Genomic DNA, 16278 nt, shown 5'->3' with positions numbered 1-16278 from the left:
GAACAGCCATGGCCAGTCGCTGACCGTCCAGCCAAGACTGAACGGCCGCTATTGCTGAGAAATACAAGTTTCGAGACCAAAGCGGAACGGACTGACATAGCGCAAAGACACAGGCGAGCGCAGCGGTAAGGTTGGTGGTTATCAGCATGGGACGGTAACTGTTGCAGACCACAAAATATCGCGAGGCCGGCCTGCCTTGGTACACTATCTATCCGACTGTGTCGGAGTTCTCTGGGGCGGTCGGCGCCGAGGCTTATGAGGAATGGCTCAGGAACCTGCCGGCTGACGATCCGGTGTCGCTCTATTTCCACGTTCCGTTCTGCCGATCAGCTTGCTGGTATTGTGGCTTCCCCACCACCATCACCCGCCATGATGCGCCGATCCTCAACTATCTGGCGGCCCTGCGTGACGAGATCCGTTTGGTCTCGGAGCGAGCGCCGCAGACGCTGCCCGTGAGCGACATGCATTTCGGCGGCGGAACGCCGTCTCTCATAGGACCAGCCGAGTTCCTGGCTCTGATGGAGTTCCTGCGACGCCGCTTCGCTCTCACGAAAACAGCTACGGTTGCCGTCGAGATTGATCCGCGCACGTTCACGGCCGAGATGGCCGAGGCCTTAGGAGCAGCCGGCGTGAACCGTGTGAGTCTCGGCGTGCAGAGCTTCGATCCCATTGTTCAAAAAGCAATCAACCGGGTTCAGAGTGAGGCGCAGACGTCGGCTGCCGTGGAAATGCTGCGCCGGCATGGAGTAAGCCGCATCAACTTCGACCTCATCTTCGGTCTCCCGCATCAAACGGTGCAGTCCTGCGTCGAGACCGCGAGGGCGGCGGTCGCAATGCGCCCCGACCGGCTTGCGGTGTTCGGCTATGCGCACATCCCGTCGCTTGTAAAGAATCAGCGCCTCATCGAGGAGGCAGTTCTTCCGGGCAGCGCTGCCCGCGCCGAACAGTATGCGGCCGTGGCCGCGACGCTGATTGCCGCCGGCTACCGCGAGATCGGGCTCGACCATTTCGCCTTGCCGGACGACGAGCTCGCGCTGGCACAGAAAACGGGTCGCCTGCGGCGTAACTCGCTGGGCTACTCGGCCACCACCTGCAGAACCCTGATCGGTTTCGGCGCGTCGGCTATCGGCCGCGTCGGCGAGGGGTACGTCCAAAACGAAGTTACACGGGATTCCTACATCCAGCACATCGCAGCTGGCCGTCTGGCGACGTCAAAGGGCTATCGCCTCACCGACGACGACCGCGTGCGAGCCGCAATTATCGAGCGACTAATGTGCGATCTCGAGGCCAATGTGCAGGCAATCTGTGCCGCCCACGGATCTGATCCGATCCGTCTTCTCGATTCAGCTGAACGCTTGGCGATGCTGGCCGAGGACGGGATAGTGGACTTCGAAAACGGTTTTGTCCGCCTACGGCGGGAGCATCGCTTTGTAATTCGCGCTGTCGCTGCCGCGTTCGATGCTTTTCTCGATCGGGATGGCCGTAAGCATAGCCACAGGTGAGGGCAAGCATCCAACCGGAAGCTAAACTCGACGCCCTTGGCCGAGGCCTGTCATGAAGCGCGCGTCAAGGATGCGAAAAGCAGAGCTGATCCGCCTATTTCATCTCATCTTCAATGACATCGACCTCGTGGCTGCCACCGAGGCGTTTCCATATTGATCGTGGTAGGTGCGGGACATCTGGGTGTTTCGCCGTCAGCGCATGAATATCCCCGCCATGTGGTGGGTCAGGAAATCGCGGTGGCTGCAATCAGCCCGTCCATCGATGACAGACCGCGGCCACGCCGCTTCGCGAGGCCCGTCAGGTCGCCCCAGGCCAGGGCAACCAGTTCGTCCACGGGCAGGACTCTCGGCTCGAAGCGCTGCGGCAGGTCCCGGGCGAGCCATCCGGCCAGTGCGTCACGTTTCCGACCTTTGTCTATGAGGGCAGCGCCGCGCCGGATCTCGGCGATCGACACAACCTGATAAATGAGCGGTCTTCATCGAGCCCGTGATCCATTCCAGCACGCGCGCGTCAGGGCTCGGCCTCGTCACCTCGGAGAGGCCATTAGTGTCGAGCAAGAGCCTCACAATGGCAGACCATGCGGTTCATCGCGTAGCCGCTCGATGTCCAGTTCGGCGTTGCGCAGCGGCGATGCGCAGCGAGTGCCCAGAAAACAGCAGCCAGCTGCCCTTCCGGGGAATCGGAGCGGACGCCACGCAAAAAGCGCCAAATCCTTCCGCCGGCGGTCTGTGTGTTTGCGCGCTGGCGGCTTTGGTGTACTCCTGTGCCGTTTCGACGAGGCTTCCAGCCGGACCGGCAGGGGAGGAGGCTTTGGCGGCGCTGCCGGCACACGGCCCACCTCGAGGACGAGATCGATGATGTCGGGCAGATCCTCGGTCGCCTCACAAATCGGTGAGGTCGTCGGGACACCGTCTTCCACTTTTGTTGATCAGCCGCCTTCCTGGCCATGTTCCGAGACAATAAGGCGCCCGTGCGCCGCCGCCTCGATTAACCCAAGACGCGCAAGGATCTTTTGCCGGAGACAACGAGGTCACCATCCTGCGGTGCCGCGTTGCGTCACGGTCGGGCATAATCGACGCCGAGACCGCCCATCGTAAGCTGATAATGCAAGTGGATGAGCGTAGTTCCCAGCCGGGGCTCATCCTCGAAGGCGGTTCGATCTCCCTTCTCAATTTAATGGCGCGAAGTCAGCATTGGGATGGCGCTTTTCGGTGGCATGTAAGGCGGTTGCGGCTCGGCAACTCGGACGCCTTTCTGGAGAGAGCCAAGCGTCGGGTCACAGACATGTTTGTCACAAGAGAAGGACAACCTTCATTGCTGCAGGAACTTGCGGATCAGTGGAAGGAAGATGCAGTCCGTCCCACTTTGGAAGACGTTGACGGATATCGTTGCGCCATTCGTTTTGCGAGAGAGCACAGCTTGGCAATCAGCGAAATGCCGTGCCTTCGCAAAGAGCTCCAACAAGATCTTGTAGAGGCGATTGCGAGAGAATATCTCGAATATGCGCGTTGGCAAGAACGCGACTTTCCAGAATGGCAAACTGAGTGAGCAAGCCTCCCCGGACCTCGCCTGCGGTGCGGGCACGGTAGCTCCTGAGAATTGCGCTAAGTGGTTTGCTGAAGCAAGCTAGTGCCAGGCGACATTAGGTCCGTGTGGCAGCGGAAGGATTGCTTTCGCCACGGTGACTGCGGAGGAGGCGACATGGCTGCACTGCTCATTTCAGGCATGGGACGGAATGTACCGATGACAAAGTGCTGCGCGCTTCGTAGCGACCGCTACCGTGGCTGACTCGCGAACTACTATCCGCCAGCCCAGTCTGTGGCGTCGTCTCGGCTTTCATCGCCACCGCCTTCGCCCAGGAAACGCCCGAGGCCGCAAGCGTCGCCGTGGCAGTGCGGCACCCGGCAAGATGGGTGGTCATCGGCCCTATCTGATCGACGGGGAGCACCGTGCTTTCGTCCTGGGCGAGGTTGAGCGAGATGCCAACATGACGCTTCATCAATTGACGGCGGCACTGGCTGAACGTGGTCTCCTGCGAGCGTCGGTCGCTTCCTGCACCGCGAGGGCAAGAGCTTCAAAAAAACCGTTCTGCCGGCCGAGCAGCTCAAGCCAAAGCTGATGCGCGGGTGTGCGCAATGGATGCGCTATCAGACCCGCATTGACCCTACGCGCCTGGTCTCCCTGGATGAAACATGGGTCAAGACCAACATGGCGCCGTTGCGCGGCTGGGGTGTGCGCGGCAAGCGGCTGATGGCCCACGCACCATATGGCCATTGGAAGACGATGACCTTCATCACCGCGCTGCGGCATGTCGGGTGGAGGCGCCTTGGGTCATTGACGGACCCATCAATACGCAGGCCTTTCGCGTCTATGTCGAAACCGAACTCAACAAAACACTGAAGCCGGGCGACATCGTCATTCTCGACAATCCCGGTTCTCACAAGGGCCAAGCCGTCCGCGACATCGTCAGGGCTGCTGGCGCAAGGCGGGTCAAGCCCGCGAGAGCGGCAATTTTGTTCCGGCTATCACCCTCTCGTCGAGAACGGCGTGACGGAAGCGATAAAGTTGCGCCGGCCGGCCGCCGGTTTCCGCGGTTGTCTCACCGGTCTCCTCGACCAGCTCCTGCTGCTCGATCAGCCGGCGAAAGTTCGGCTTACGCACGAGCCTGCCGGCAAGCGCCTCCACGGTGCGCTGCAGCTGCAAAAGCGTGAAGACCGGCGGCATCAGTTCGAATACGACCGGCCGATATTTGATCTTGGAGCGCAGCCGCGCAATGCCGGTCGCCAGGATGCGACGATGATCGGCGATCATCGATCTGCCCGAGACCCAGGTGGGCGCAGCGGAATGTCCGGCGCGTATTGCTTCCTCCACCAGGGCGGCTTCGTAGAGCAGCTCATAACGTTGAAGCGCGAGTTCCTCGTTCCAATGGCGGTCGTCAAAGCCGAAGGCGATCGCCGCCCGCCGTCGTCGGTCGAGGCGTGTCGTACTGTCGTCAGTGCCATCCGCCCATTCCATCAGGCGCGGCCGCAATTCGTCCAACACGACCGCCGGTGTGCCGGAGCGGTGATCCTCCCACGGGAAATAGTCGTACCAGCTTCCCCAGTGTCGCCCGGCCGGGTCGCCAGCTTCGTCTTGGTGGGTGAGCGCCAGATAGCTGATAGAGACCACGCGGTCGTCAGCGCCAACCCTGTCGCGATCGGCGAAGGTGTAGAGCTGTTCGATATAGCCGAGCGGCTGGCCGGTCTGTTGTTCCACCCATCCCCTGAGGCCCGACTGCAGCGAACGGTGAGCAAGCTCGAACGGGCCCGAGGGCAGGGCGTTTGCCTGCGGGATGGTCAGAACGCAGGGGGCGCTGCTGTCCATGGCGACCACAACGGCGATTAAGTCCGCATTGACGTCGTTGGCCTTGCCTCCAGCTCCGCCTTTCCTAATCCCTTTTGCGCGTTCGTCCATGGTCCCCGAGGTTGTTGAGCAGAGCCCTGCCGCGTAGGCCGCTGAACCGATTGAATTCCGTTTTTGTCTGATAATTGTCGGCGCGTCAACACCACCCGTCGTGGCGATTTTAGCTCTTCGCAGCTGCACAAAAAGTGCCAACGCGACATCCGTGCTTGGGGAAGGAGGCCCATTGAGTGCGCCGATTCAAAGCTCGTCGATCGACATTGCGACGTTGTTCTCGTCGGCGACAGCGCGGCATGGTTCTCCACGGCTTGGCGTCGACGCTGGGCGTGACGCTGGAGATGATGATCATGCACGGTCAGACCTGCGCCGTAGCCTGGAGCCGGCGCAAATGGTCGTCGACCCGCCGTTCGGTTCCTTTTGAAGAAACCCGGAGCAGGCTTTCCGCAATGCCTGATAAAGCCCTTCCAGTGCGCCCGCGCCAGCATCATAGCACTCTCGCTCCAACACAACCTATGCGAGTCAGTAAATCGACTCGCCGGCACTATTGTTTCAGGGGAAATGAATCTAGTTTCAGAGGGTTCGGCCGACAGGCCGGGCACAGCTGCGGTCTTCACGGCCTTTTTGACATAAACGCGTCGCCCGATTGAGATTATCTTGACGGTAGCGCAGTGCGCCATCCATGCCAGTCGAGATGATCATGGGCAAATATCGAGACCATCGCGAGCCACGCCGGCATCGCTATGACGATGACCCCGTTTCCTTTTCGGAACGGACTTCCGAGCCAAGCTATTTTCAGCGCCCGCCGACCGTGACGGCAGATCCTGTCGATGCGGAGGTATTGTGGTTCACAGTCAGCAAGGGTTTTGGCTTCGTCAAACTGTCGGACGGCACGGAGGCCTATCTGCACGTGCGAGTGTTAGAGGCGGCCGGAAGCCGGGATGTTGCCGCGGGAACGCCTCTCAAGATCACGGTCGAAAAAAGTCCAAAAGGTCATCAAGTCGCGCAGGTGCTGGAGATCGGCGATCTCCGCGCGAAAACTCCGTCACATACGCGCGTCGCTGGAGGGACCTTCGTTGAAACCGGTGCGCAGCTGGAGAGCGGGGGCACGGTCAAGTGGTACAAACCCGAAAAGGGCTTCGGCTTCATTGCTCCTGACAACGGTGAGAAGGACGTCTTCGTTCATGCCAGCGCCCTGACGCGCTCAGGGCTCAGCGTGCTGGTGGCGGGACAGAAGGTGTTTGTCGAATGCGGGCAAGGCAAGAAAGGCTGGGAAGTCCGGAGCATTCGCCTTGCCTAGACGGCGATGCATTGCTCGCCTCGAAGGATGCCGGAGAGCGTCGGGCGGCCGCTCGAGCCCGCGTAGCAGAAACCGACATTGTCGAAGCGCAGCACGCCGTCGGTGACGACGAGATCCCTGGCGCCCGCTGCGTCCTCGATGTCAAGTTCGGCGTCGAGCAACTCGAACAGCCGCGTGCCGCAGGTCGAGGCGCGCGCGAACGAGTTGACCATCAATCCGAGCTGGCGCACCGGCATCTGCAGAATGGTCATGAGGGTGAGCAACAGGGCCAGCGTGCCGACGCTGATTTGACCTGCGACCAATTTCTGGCCACCGAACCAGAGCACCAGGCCCATGGCGGTCAGGAACGAGAAATTCATGGCGCTGGTGTTGCCGACACGGATGTCAACGCGCTCATTGGCGAGATCAAGGCGCGTCCTGCTTGGCGCGGTCGAACTTTTCCAACTCGTGCGGCTGCGCGGCGAAGGCACGCACGACACGGATGCCGCCGAGATTCTCATCCATCACCCGGATCTTTAACGATCGCTGATGCCCAGATATGGGAAGGTCAGGCTTCAATGACGGGGAAGGTGAAGGATTGACTGGTCGGGTTTCCGGGCCGAGCTTGTCGGCCGCTCAATCGAAAGCGTCATTTGAGGCGCTTTCTCTCCCGCGTGTAACTGGAAGACACGCTCGTCCAGTTCCTTGTCTACTTCCGTGAGACGATGATTGAGGCGAAGGTAGTCGGTCCAGGTCGGCGTTCGGAACGTTTCTGTCCACTGCATAGGCTTCTGAAGGTTGCGCTGGAGCGTCCAGTTCCGAGCACCGACGCGGCTGTGTACATGGCGCCGCTGCCGCATGAGGTCGAGGAAGGCCTCGACATTTCTCTCGGCTATCAGATATTCGACCTTGACCACGATCGGCCCGCTTCTCGGCTTCAAATTGAGAGCGACAGCTGGGGCGTCGAATTCCTCCAAAGGATCGGGCTCGGACTCGCGGCGCTCACGAAGAGGAAACAGAACGCCGGCTGCAGCGACGATCAGCAGGGCTGCAGCGGAACCCGCGAGGGCCCAGGTCAGCGAATGGTTCTGGGAAACCGTGCCCCACACCCAGCTGCCGGCCGCGATGCCGCCGTCTATCAATGCATAGTAGATGGAGATCGTGCGCCCCACGACCCAGCGCGGGCTTGCCAGCTGCACGCTCACGCCAACCCCGGACCAGGCAGTGACCCAGCCTGCGCCGCCCAAAGCAAGTGCAATTGCTGCGACTGCGATCGAAGAGGTCAGCGCAAGGGAGAGGGAGCACGCCGCGCAGGCGACGCAGGAGAGCCTCATCAGCTGTTCTTGCGACAAGCTCCGTCTGAATAGGCTGTTGGAGAGGCCGGCGAAGACCGCGCCTGTTCCGAAACCTGCCATGAGCGTGCCATAGGCGAGCGGGCCTCCTCCCAACTGGTCGCGGACAATCAGCGGCAGCAGCGCGAGTATGGCGATGCTCGCCAGGCCAAAGAGGGTTCCGCGTGCGATCGCCGCTTTGATTTCCGATGACATCGCCGTGAAGCGCAGCCCGTCATAGATGGCCCTCCTCATCGACTCGCGCGGAAGAGGCGACGAGCGGACCTTCCACTTGCAGCGCCATATGGTGGCCAAGGGTACCAAATAGGTGAGGGTGGTCACGGTAAAAGCGGCCAAAAGCCCGAAGGAGGCAACCACGATGCCGCCGAGCGCCGGGCCCACGGTCCGTACGGTGTTGAAGCCAACGGAAAGCAGGGTAACGGCAGCGGGAACATCGCGCCGGTCCACCATATCGCCAACCGACGCCTGCCAGGCGGGATCGTTGAGAGCGCCGCCGCATGCGATTAAAAAGCTGAAGCCGAGAATCATCCATGGGTCGACAAAGCCCAGCGCTACAACAGCGGTCAGCATCGCAGATGCTATCACCATAAGGCAGCGGCCGGCGAACATAACCCTGCGACGGCTGAAATTGTCAGCGAGAACCCCGGCGAACACGGACAAAATGAAAGCGGGCAGGTTCGATGAAGCCTGCACCAGCGCAACCATCAGATCGGAAGTCGAGATGGTAGCCATCAGCCAACTGATGGCAACAGTCTGCATCAACCAGCCGAGGCTCGAGACTTGCGTGGCGAGCCAGATCGACCGAAAGGTGGGCTGCAAAAGTGGCGCAAAGGTCGTTGGTGCAGCCAAATCTTCATTTGATCCAGCCACCCTACTCATTTTGCCAACCTTTGCTTTCCGTTATTGCCGTTTCCCATGTAATCTAGGCTGAACCGTGGCGGCTAGAAGAATAGAGAGAAACTGTTTCCCTTGCGGCACAGTTTCTCGTGATTAAGGGTTGCGGCCGAGACGCATGCCCGAGCCGGCTCACCCCGCCTTCGAAGACATCACTGGGTGGAGCCCGGATTCTTGCTTGTCGTTTGACGCAGCATGCTTCATCAACGGGCACTTTGCCGAGCGATGCCTTTTCGCGAAACGCGACGATGTTCTTTCGTCGGAAACTCTCTCCAACGGCGTTCGATGCGCTGAGTCTGGTTTTGGGGCGAGGTGAGGGCTTGCAGATCTTAGACAGGATTGATTCCTGATAAACGCAGACGGTTGCCGGGCCGCGATCGAAGAGGCGCGCGCCTTGCTGCTTCAGCTTGAACAAAAGTCTGACGCGCTCACACATGCCATCGACGACTTTCTGCTCGATCTGATGAGGCTGGCTTTCATTGTTGAATGTTATGGACGCGGCTTTGAACTTTTGGCGCGAACGCTTGCCCGTAGAAGACTGGCAAAGGTCAGGCTTTTGTCGGGGGCGGTGGACTCCGCCAGGGGAGAAATGACACCCAAAGCCGGATGGCTGAAGCGACGGTCGCCCCGCGTTCCGCACAGTGACGAAGGTAACGGTACGGCTCTTCGGCAGATGGCGCATCCTCATGGTAGCGTCTGGCCGTTCCCTCTGATGCCTCGGCCTCCCACACCTATCCGAACAGGCCCGATCCTGGAGGGTCCTCGAAGCGGGCATGAGGGCGATAGGCCGCGTGGTTGGGGTACCAAGCGTAGGCGCGGTATTGGGCTGGAAATTGGCGATGCGCGACGAAGAAGTCCGAGATCAACTCGTGCAATGGCAATTCCTAACACCGTGGACGTGTTGGAGCAGCCTCATCCTCCTAGGCAGGAACGTCATCAAGGTTATAGGATTGATGCGCGGCGAACCCTCGGAACTCAGGATCATGTTGACATCGCTGTTCGACAGAGCCGACTTGGCGCAAGGAAGCCACATCGTTTCGGAATTGCTTATCGGATGGTCTATCGTCGGCCTAGTCAAACCCTTGGCGCGGCGAGGAAGCGGCGGTCGTCGGCGTGATGCATGACGGGAGTCGGCCGCGCCTCACCATAGGCGAAATGCAGGAACCAAAGGAAAGGACCACCTGCATGGAATTGCGAACCGCGTCCTCGGCGTCTGAGCCGCGACCCTTGCCAAGGATCATTCAACCCGCGACGTAGAGCTTCAAGCCAGCCTTGGACATGCGAACCGCGCTACCATCGTTGCAGAGGAGCCGTCCACCAGATGGTTCCATTTGTAGTCCGCACGCCTTTAGTCGACATAGCGGACTGGCTCTGGCCACCGGCAAGGTTGAAGAGTGTTCCGTTGTTGCAGTCGTACTTGGCCTACGTGAACCAGATGCCTGAGCACGCGGTCGCGTTTCAGGGTTGATCTACTCGTAAAAAGGAATTGTCTTAGGCGGAAGGCTGCACTTAATACCACTATCCTATTGGCGCCCCATCGGGTTCCCGGATTGAGCAAGTCCGGATCACTATTTTATGCCGCTGCCAGCGTTGTGTCCGCCATGTGCACGCGCGCTGCCGCTGCCAGCAGGTCGGTCTGGGTGATCAGCCCAATAATGCGTCGCTCGGCATCGACGATGACCACGGCATGGCTGCGGCCGTCGGTGAGGACCGGCAGCAGGCTCATCGCCGGCGTATCGGGAGAGGCGGTGCCAGCCTTCGACATCACAGCCCTCACCGCGTCGGTCGCCTTCGTCAGCTCGCGCAGGCCAACTACACCGACCAGCCCGCCGTCGGCGTCGGTCACCGGCAGCGTCCGGATGTTGTGATCGAGCAGCAAATGACGCGCCTGGTCGGCAGGCGCATGTTCATCGACCGAAATCACATCGCGCGACATGATGTCCTCGCACAGCAGGGTGCGGTGGGAGCGCACCATCGCCTGCAACTCGACCTGCCGCAGCAGCCGCTCAAGATCGTTGCGGTCGATATCGAAGGTTTCCTCCAGCGCGCCGAGCGCGGCATCGATATCCTCGGGCTGGAAGCCGACCCGCTCCCGCGCCGGCGGATCGATGGTTCCATGCGCGCTTTTAAGGGCGGGGGCCGCCACATGTGGATAGTTGCGCCGCGACAGTTTATGGATGCCGTAGCCGAGTGCGACCAGCACGATCGAGTTCAGCGCTACCGGAACGAAGGGAAACAGCAAGCCGGAACTGAAGACGGCCGGTCCGCCGAACACCGCAGTTAAGGCGGCGGCGCCGCCCGGCGGATGCAGGCAGCGCGTGAATGACATAGCGGCGATGGCCAGCGCCACCGCAACGCCGGTAGCAAGGACGGGTTCATGCACGAAATGCGCCACGATCACCCCGACCAGCGCCGAAACCGTATTGCCACCGATAATCGACCAAGGTTGCGCCAGCGGGCTTGAAGGCACGGCAAAGAGCAGCACGGCCGATGCTCCCATTGGAGCAACCAGCAGTGCGACATGTGGGCCAGACCCGTTCGCCAGCGCACTGATCACGCCAGTCAATGCGATGCCGATCATGGCCCCGATGCAGGCGAGCAGCCGCTCGCGCAGCGTTGCACCGGCAAGGATCGGAACAAAGAGACGAAACGCCATGGCATACCCTTGGGCGAGTGGTCGGAACTCCGCGGTCCGCAATGCCGGCAAAGCCACAGATTTGGAAGTTAAGCCAATTCGGAAAGTCGGCTCACGGGGGAATACTTTTGCGCGAAGCGGCCATTCCCAAATGGGTGCAGACATTTTGATCAGCCAGAGGAGGCGGACGGCACGCTGATCCGCTCGAGCGCAGCAAGAGGCCAAGGGCTACCGTGCCGCGGGCAGCCGGAAATGGGGATGGTCGGAAGTCGAGCTGGGATGGACACTAAGGAATTCAGAGGCTTCGAAAAGCGTGCTGACAATGTCGGCACGGCAAGACAAATCAGGCCGTTGTCGCTCCACTTCCGAGGCGCACTCCAGCGGAGTACGGCTTCTACGCGGTGCTTGGTCTGCCTGTCCTTGCCACCATCGGATTCGTTGGCGTCATGGTGAAACGTCCACCTGTGGCCGCTGAGAAGACGACTGCCGCCAGTGTCGTCGTGGAACCGCCATATGACGGCGGCTTGGTTACAGAGCCGGCTCGTGTCGATCGGGCGGGGGAGCCTGATGTGACGTACATGGTCCAGAAAGTGGCCAATGAAGGTGCTGGCATCGTCAACGTGATCAAGTCACGTAATAGCGGTAACACAACCGCGACCACGAGCCTCTCAGGCGTTCGATGAGGCGAGAAAATCCGATCACCAGACCAAGCGCGATTCCGCCACACTGCCACACACGAAACCGATCAGGTCACGTTCCAGGCTCACCAGAATATTGGAGCCGAGGCCACCTCGGCTGAACTCTGCCATGCCGCGGGCCGCCACCTTTTCCAGCCGCGGTAGAAAACGTGGGTCAGCAGCGCCGGCATGGGCGAGCAACTCCCAAATCGCGAGCAGCGCCATCAGCACCGCAAGCGGCCGCAGATGTCGGCCGATGAAGCGGAAGGCCAGCGGTGCGATGGAAGCGCCGCGACAGCCTATCCCGACCTGCAATCGTGATCAGGCTGATCGTGGGGTCTCCGGACGCCAGCGTTGCAGATAGTTTTCGGCAAGCGTGAGCAGGCCGTGGATCGCCAATTCGGTCAGGCCGACCACGATCATGGCCGAAAAGACGAGTTCCAATTGAAAGAGCTGACGACCATAGGCCATCAGGTATCGGAGCCCTTCGAATGATGCGATGAGTTCTACCGCAACCAGGGTCTGCCAGCCGTTAGCAAGGCCTTCTCGCAGCCCTGTAAAGATCGACGGCACGGCGGAAGGCAGCACGATCATCGTGAGTTTCGACCAGCGGCTGAACGAAAGGACACGGCCAGACCCCGTCTCACGACGACGCCGTTGCGCTTCGCCGCCATCAGGCTGGGTAGAGGACTTGCACGTCTAAAGCTGTCGATCATGCTCGGCACACAAAAAAGGGCGGCATTGCTGCCGCCCTTTCCGCTGTAGGTTGATAGGGGGCTGGATTAGAAATCCATACCGCCCATGCCGCCCATGCCACCGCCGGGCATACCAGCCGGCATGCCGCCGCCAACCGACTCCTTCTTCGGAGCCTCCGCGATCATGGCTTCGGTGGTGACCAGCAGGCCGGCGACCGAGGCCGCGTCCTGCAGGGCCGTGCGCACAACCTTGACCGGATCGACGATACCCATGGCGATCATGTCGCCATATTCGCCGGTCTGGGCGTTGTAGCCGAAGGTTGCCCCCTTGTTCTCAAGGATCTTGCCGGCAACGATCGATGCTTCCGCACCGGCGTTGGCCGCGATCTGACGGGCCGGAGCCTGCAGCGCGCGACGCACGATGCTGATGCCCGCGGTCTGGTCGGAGTTGGCGCCGGTTGCCTTGATGCTCAGCGAAGCGCGCAGCAGTGCGACGCCGCCGCCGGGAACGATGCCTTCTTCGACGGCCGCGCGGGTCGCGTTGAGGGCGTCATCGACGCGGTCCTTCTTTTCCTTGACTTCCACTTCGGTCGCACCGCCGACGCGGATGACGGCAACGCCGCCCGCCAGCTTGGCGAGACGTTCCTGCAGCTTCTCCTTGTCGTAGTCCGAGGTGGTCTCCTCGATCTGCTGCTTGATCTGGGCGACGCGGCCCTGGATTTCTTCCTTCTTGCCGGCGCCGTCGACGATGGTGGTGTTCTCCTTGGAGATCGACACCTTCTTGGCGCGGCCGAGCATGTTCAGGCCGACATTCTCGAGCTTGATGCCGAGGTCTTCGGAAATGACCTGGCCACCGGTGAGGATGGCGATGTCTTCCAGCATGGCCTTGCGGCGATCACCAAAGCCCGGCGCCTTGACGGCGGCGATTTTCAGGCCGCCACGCAGCTTGTTGACGACCAGCGTGGCCAGGGCCTCGCCTTCGACATCTTCCGAGATGATGACCAGCGGCTTCGAGGTCTGCACGACAGCCTCGAGGATCGGCAGCATGGCCTGCAGGTTGGAGAGCTTCTTCTCGTGGAGAAGAATGTAGGCGTCTTCCAGATCCGCAACCATCTTTTCGGCGTTGGTGACGAAGTAGGGCGAGAGATAGCCGCGGTCGAACTGCATGCCTTCGACGACTTCGAGCTCGGTCTCGGCGGTCTTGGCTTCCTCGACCGTGATGACGCCCTCATTGCCGACCTTCTGCATCGCTTCCGCGATCATCGAGCCGACCGAAACGTCGCCATTGCCGGCGATAGTGCCGACCTGGGCAACCTCTTCCGAGGTCTTGATCTTCTTGGCGTTCTTGATCAGCGTTGCGACGACGTCGGCGACGGCGAGGTCGATGCCGCGCTTGAGGTCCATCGGGTTCATGCCGGCGGCAACCGCCTTGTGGCCTTCCTGGACGATCGACTGTGCCAGAACGGTCGCGGTCGTGGTGCCGTCGCCGGCGATGTCGTTGGTCTTCGAAGCAACTTCGCGAACCATCTGCGCGCCCATGTTCTCGAACTTGTCTTCAAGCTCGATTTCCTTGGCGACGGTGACGCCGTCCTTGGTGATGCGCGGTGCGCCGAACGACTTGTCGATGACGACGTTGCGGCCCTTTGGGCCGAGCGTGACCTTCACCGCGTCGGCGAGGATGTTGACGCCGCGCAGCATGCGCTCGCGAGCGTCGCGGGAGAATTTTACGTCTTTGGCAGCCATTTTTAGCTCCTGGCAGGGGCTTGGATTGAGCCCGAAGATTTAAATGAGGGTGAGGCCGATATTCAGCCGATGACGCCCATGATGTCCGCTTCCTTCATGATCAGAAGGTCTTCGCCATTGAGCTTGACTTCGGTGCCCGACCACTTGCCGAACAGGATGCGGTCGCCGGCCTTGACGTCCAGCGGGACGAGCTTGCCGACCTCGTCACGGGCGCCGGAACCGATGGCGATGATCTCGCCTTCCTGCGGCTTTTCCTTAGCCGTATCGGGGATGATGATCCCGCCGGCGGTCTTCGCTTCGGACTCGACGCGGCGAACGACCACGCGGTCATGCAGCGGCCGGAAATTCGACTTTGCCATTTTTGGATTTCCCTGGTGCGGATGTTGAACGGTTCTCCGTTGCCGGAGCGTGGTTAGCACTCACCAGAAGCGAGTGCTAACGCGGCAGTGAGATAGGCCGTAGGCTCCTGCTAGTCAAGACGGAAGAGGGACGGGCGAAGAGCAAACGAGCATGGAAGCACCGAGCCCTTTACGTGAAAGACGTCGGAGATCGGACATGGATGGGGCGGCTCACCATTTGTAACTGAAGGCTTTATTCATTTGGCACGATTCGTGCAGCGGATGATCCGCAAACGTTGCGCGCGACAAATATGAGAGGTGAACGCCATCAGCATGAACTCGAATTTGAAATGTTTGGCCAAAGCAACTGCCATCGCCTTGCTCTGGACGGTCACGGCTACCTCGGCGGACGAAGGTATGTGGATGCCGGGCCAGACTGCGGAAGTGGGCGCGGCCATGCGGCCGTCTGGACGCTGACCCGCTCAACGCGATCGTATCACTGGGCGGATGCTCCGCCTCCTTCGTCAGTCCACAAGGGCTGGTCGCAACCAATCATCACTGCGTGTTCGAATCCATCCAATACCACAGCAAAGAAGGCCAGGACTATCTCACAGACGGCTTTCTGGCGAAGAGCCCTGGGTGAAGAATTGCCCGCGGCGCCAGGCAGCCGAATCCATGTGATCGAGGACATGCGGGATGTGACCGCCGAAATACTCAAGGGCGTCTCGGACAAGCTGAATGGGTTTGCCCGATATGAGCGGCTCGCCACGAACCGCAAGGCCCTGATCGCCGCATGTGAAGGACAGCCCAATCGCCGGTGCGACGTAGGGGCCTATTATGGCGGCGCCTCCTACTATCTCCAGCAGAAGCTCGAAATCGAGGACGTGCGCCTTGTCTATGCGCCCGCGCTCGGCATCGGCAACTTCGGCGGCGAAACGTACAATTGGATGTGGCCGCGCCGCACAGGCGACTTCGGCTTTTATCGCGCCTATGTCGCTCCTGATGGTTCCTCCCGGCCATATGCGCGCGACAATGTGCCTTACCGGCCGAAGAGTTGGCTACCCATAGCCTGTGCAGGCGTCAAGGAAGGCGACCTTGTGATGGTCGCCGGCTTTCCCGGCGCAACCCACCAGTTCCTGACGGCGGATGAAGTCCGGTTCAACTTCGCGCAATTCGAACCGCGGTTGCAGCGTTCGCTCTCGGATTATGCCGCCCAGATCAAAAGGCAACGGCAGGCAATCGCGAGGCGCAGATCCATTGACCGCCCGCTTCACAAATTGGCTCGGCGTAAAACGCATGGGAAAAGCAGAAAAGGCAACAGATCGGCACCAGAATGAATATGGCCGCGCGAACTGACAGACGCGCCAACAATCGGCATCTCGCATGGTCGGTGGCACTGGACGTGGCTCCCACCCTGCTGGCGCGACTCCCCATCAGGTCGTCGGGGTTTCGCTGGCGAAAAAAACTTCCGCGTGTCTCTGCGCGATCCATCCCGCTTGCGCGTGCCTAGTCAACCAAAAAACTGACCATCTGCAGGATCAGGATCAGCAAAAAAAAGCCAAAGGCAGACGCCAAAACAGCTGCCAGCAGGACGATGCGTTGTTTCTTCACCCACAGTTCCCCCGGGAGAGAGTCTAATGATAATCCTTAAAAAAGGCGCCATGGAACAGGGCGCCCTACGCTAATTTGTGCAAGTTTAAAGTTTAGCTTGCCTGCTTTATGTAATTAAACGTTTCCTTTATGCGACACTTCTCCAAGTGTTACTT

The 16278-nt window shown here is 60.6% G+C and carries 14 protein-coding genes and 4 pseudogenes; 7 read left to right on the top strand and 11 right to left on the bottom strand.

Going from position 1 to position 16278, the window contains the following annotated elements; genetic code table 11:
- The first annotated feature begins 161 nt into the window (after positions 1-161).
- Complete coding sequence (gene hemN, locus NKJ81_RS25995) at positions 162-1502, top strand: oxygen-independent coproporphyrinogen III oxidase (RefSeq protein ID WP_352542136.1); 1341 nt, start codon at positions 162-164, stop codon at positions 1500-1502.
- 227 nt (positions 1503-1729) lie between these two features.
- Here the strand turns inward: hemN and NKJ81_RS25990 are convergent.
- Positions 1730-2069 (bottom strand): annotated as a pseudogene (locus NKJ81_RS25990) (PIN domain-containing protein); the annotation flags it as partial.
- 469 nt (positions 2070-2538) lie between these two features.
- Between NKJ81_RS25990 and NKJ81_RS25985 the strand changes: the two are divergent.
- Complete coding sequence (locus tag NKJ81_RS25985; RefSeq protein ID WP_352542190.1) at positions 2539-3051, top strand: isopentenyl transferase family protein; 513 nt, start codon at positions 2539-2541, stop codon at positions 3049-3051.
- Between the two features lie 166 nt (positions 3052-3217).
- On the opposite strand, the gene NKJ81_RS25980 is transcribed toward NKJ81_RS25985, so the two are convergent.
- Both NKJ81_RS25980 and NKJ81_RS25975 read right to left on the bottom strand, forming a co-directional pair.
- Positions 3218-3502: a hypothetical protein gene (locus NKJ81_RS25980; RefSeq protein ID WP_352452632.1), complete on the bottom strand. Its 285-nt coding sequence runs from the start codon at positions 3500-3502 to the stop codon at positions 3218-3220.
- 491 nt (positions 3503-3993) lie between these two features.
- Positions 3994-4956: an NUDIX hydrolase gene (locus tag NKJ81_RS25975; RefSeq protein ID WP_352452634.1), complete on the bottom strand. Its 963-nt coding sequence runs from the start codon at positions 4954-4956 to the stop codon at positions 3994-3996.
- 147 nt (positions 4957-5103) lie between these two features.
- On the opposite strand from NKJ81_RS25975, the pseudogene NKJ81_RS25970 reads away from it, so the two are divergent.
- Together NKJ81_RS25970 and NKJ81_RS25965 are read left to right on the top strand one after the other, a co-directional pair.
- A pseudogene (locus NKJ81_RS25970) lies at positions 5104-5320 on the top strand (3-methyl-2-oxobutanoate hydroxymethyltransferase); the annotation flags it as partial.
- A 279-nt stretch (positions 5321-5599) separates the two neighbouring features.
- Positions 5600-6199, top strand: coding sequence for a cold-shock protein (locus NKJ81_RS25965; RefSeq protein WP_352542135.1), 600 nt, complete (start codon positions 5600-5602; stop codon positions 6197-6199).
- Positions 6200-6225: 26 nt separating this feature from the next.
- Here the strand turns inward: NKJ81_RS25965 and NKJ81_RS25960 are convergent.
- Positions 6226-6721, bottom strand: a pseudogene (locus NKJ81_RS25960) (ABC transporter transmembrane domain-containing protein); the annotation flags it as partial.
- A gap of 32 nt (positions 6722-6753) precedes the next feature.
- The gene (locus NKJ81_RS25955) at positions 6754-8409 is read right to left on the bottom strand and encodes an MFS transporter (protein ID WP_352542134.1); all 1656 of its coding nucleotides are present in this window, start codon (positions 8407-8409) and stop codon (positions 6754-6756) included.
- A gap of 854 nt (positions 8410-9263) precedes the next feature.
- Between NKJ81_RS25955 and NKJ81_RS25950 the strand changes: the two genes are divergently transcribed.
- Complete coding sequence (locus NKJ81_RS25950) at positions 9264-9548, top strand: hypothetical protein (RefSeq protein WP_352542133.1); 285 nt, start codon at positions 9264-9266, stop codon at positions 9546-9548.
- 449 nt (positions 9549-9997) lie between these two features.
- Here the strand turns inward: NKJ81_RS25950 and NKJ81_RS25945 are convergent, their stop codons facing one another.
- From NKJ81_RS25945 to NKJ81_RS25920, 6 genes and pseudogenes are all read right to left on the bottom strand, one after another.
- Entirely contained in the window at positions 9998-11080 is a 1083-nt protein-coding gene (locus tag NKJ81_RS25945; protein ID WP_352542132.1) for an HPP family protein, read from the bottom strand.
- Positions 11081-11757: 677 nt separating this feature from the next.
- Entirely contained in the window at positions 11758-12051 is a 294-nt protein-coding gene (locus NKJ81_RS25940) for an ABC transporter permease family protein (RefSeq protein ID WP_352542131.1), read from the bottom strand.
- Between the two features lie 6 nt (positions 12052-12057).
- Positions 12058-12354 (bottom strand): annotated as a pseudogene (locus NKJ81_RS25935) (ABC transporter permease); the annotation flags it as partial.
- 164 nt (positions 12355-12518) lie between these two features.
- A complete protein-coding gene (gene groL / locus NKJ81_RS25930; protein ID WP_352542130.1) occupies positions 12519-14174 on the bottom strand; it encodes a chaperonin GroEL in 1656 nt (551 codons plus the stop codon).
- A gap of 62 nt (positions 14175-14236) precedes the next feature.
- Entirely contained in the window at positions 14237-14533 is a 297-nt protein-coding gene (gene groES, locus NKJ81_RS25925; RefSeq protein WP_352453535.1) for a co-chaperone GroES, read from the bottom strand.
- 236 nt (positions 14534-14769) lie between these two features.
- Positions 14770-14970: a hypothetical protein gene (locus NKJ81_RS25920; protein WP_352542129.1), complete on the bottom strand. Its 201-nt coding sequence runs from the start codon at positions 14968-14970 to the stop codon at positions 14770-14772.
- Here NKJ81_RS25920 and NKJ81_RS25915 point away from each other — a divergent pair.
- Positions 14880-15155 carry a S46 family peptidase gene (locus NKJ81_RS25915; RefSeq protein WP_352542189.1) on the top strand — a complete coding sequence of 92 codons (276 nt, stop codon included), beginning with the start codon at positions 14880-14882 and terminating at the stop codon, positions 15153-15155. The genes NKJ81_RS25920 and NKJ81_RS25915 overlap by 91 nt on opposite strands.
- Before the next feature lie 34 nt (positions 15156-15189).
- Positions 15190-15849 (top strand): S46 family peptidase, encoded by a 660-nt coding sequence (locus NKJ81_RS25910; RefSeq protein ID WP_352542128.1) that lies wholly within the window; start codon positions 15190-15192, stop codon positions 15847-15849.
- Positions 15850-16278: the final 429 nt, after the last annotated feature.

Source organism: Mesorhizobium sp. M0018 (assembly GCF_040323955.1).
GTDB lineage: Bacteria > Pseudomonadota > Alphaproteobacteria > Rhizobiales > Rhizobiaceae > Mesorhizobium.
Note: the sequence above shows the minus strand (reverse complement) of the source record. Positions and strands in the feature narration are given on the sequence as shown.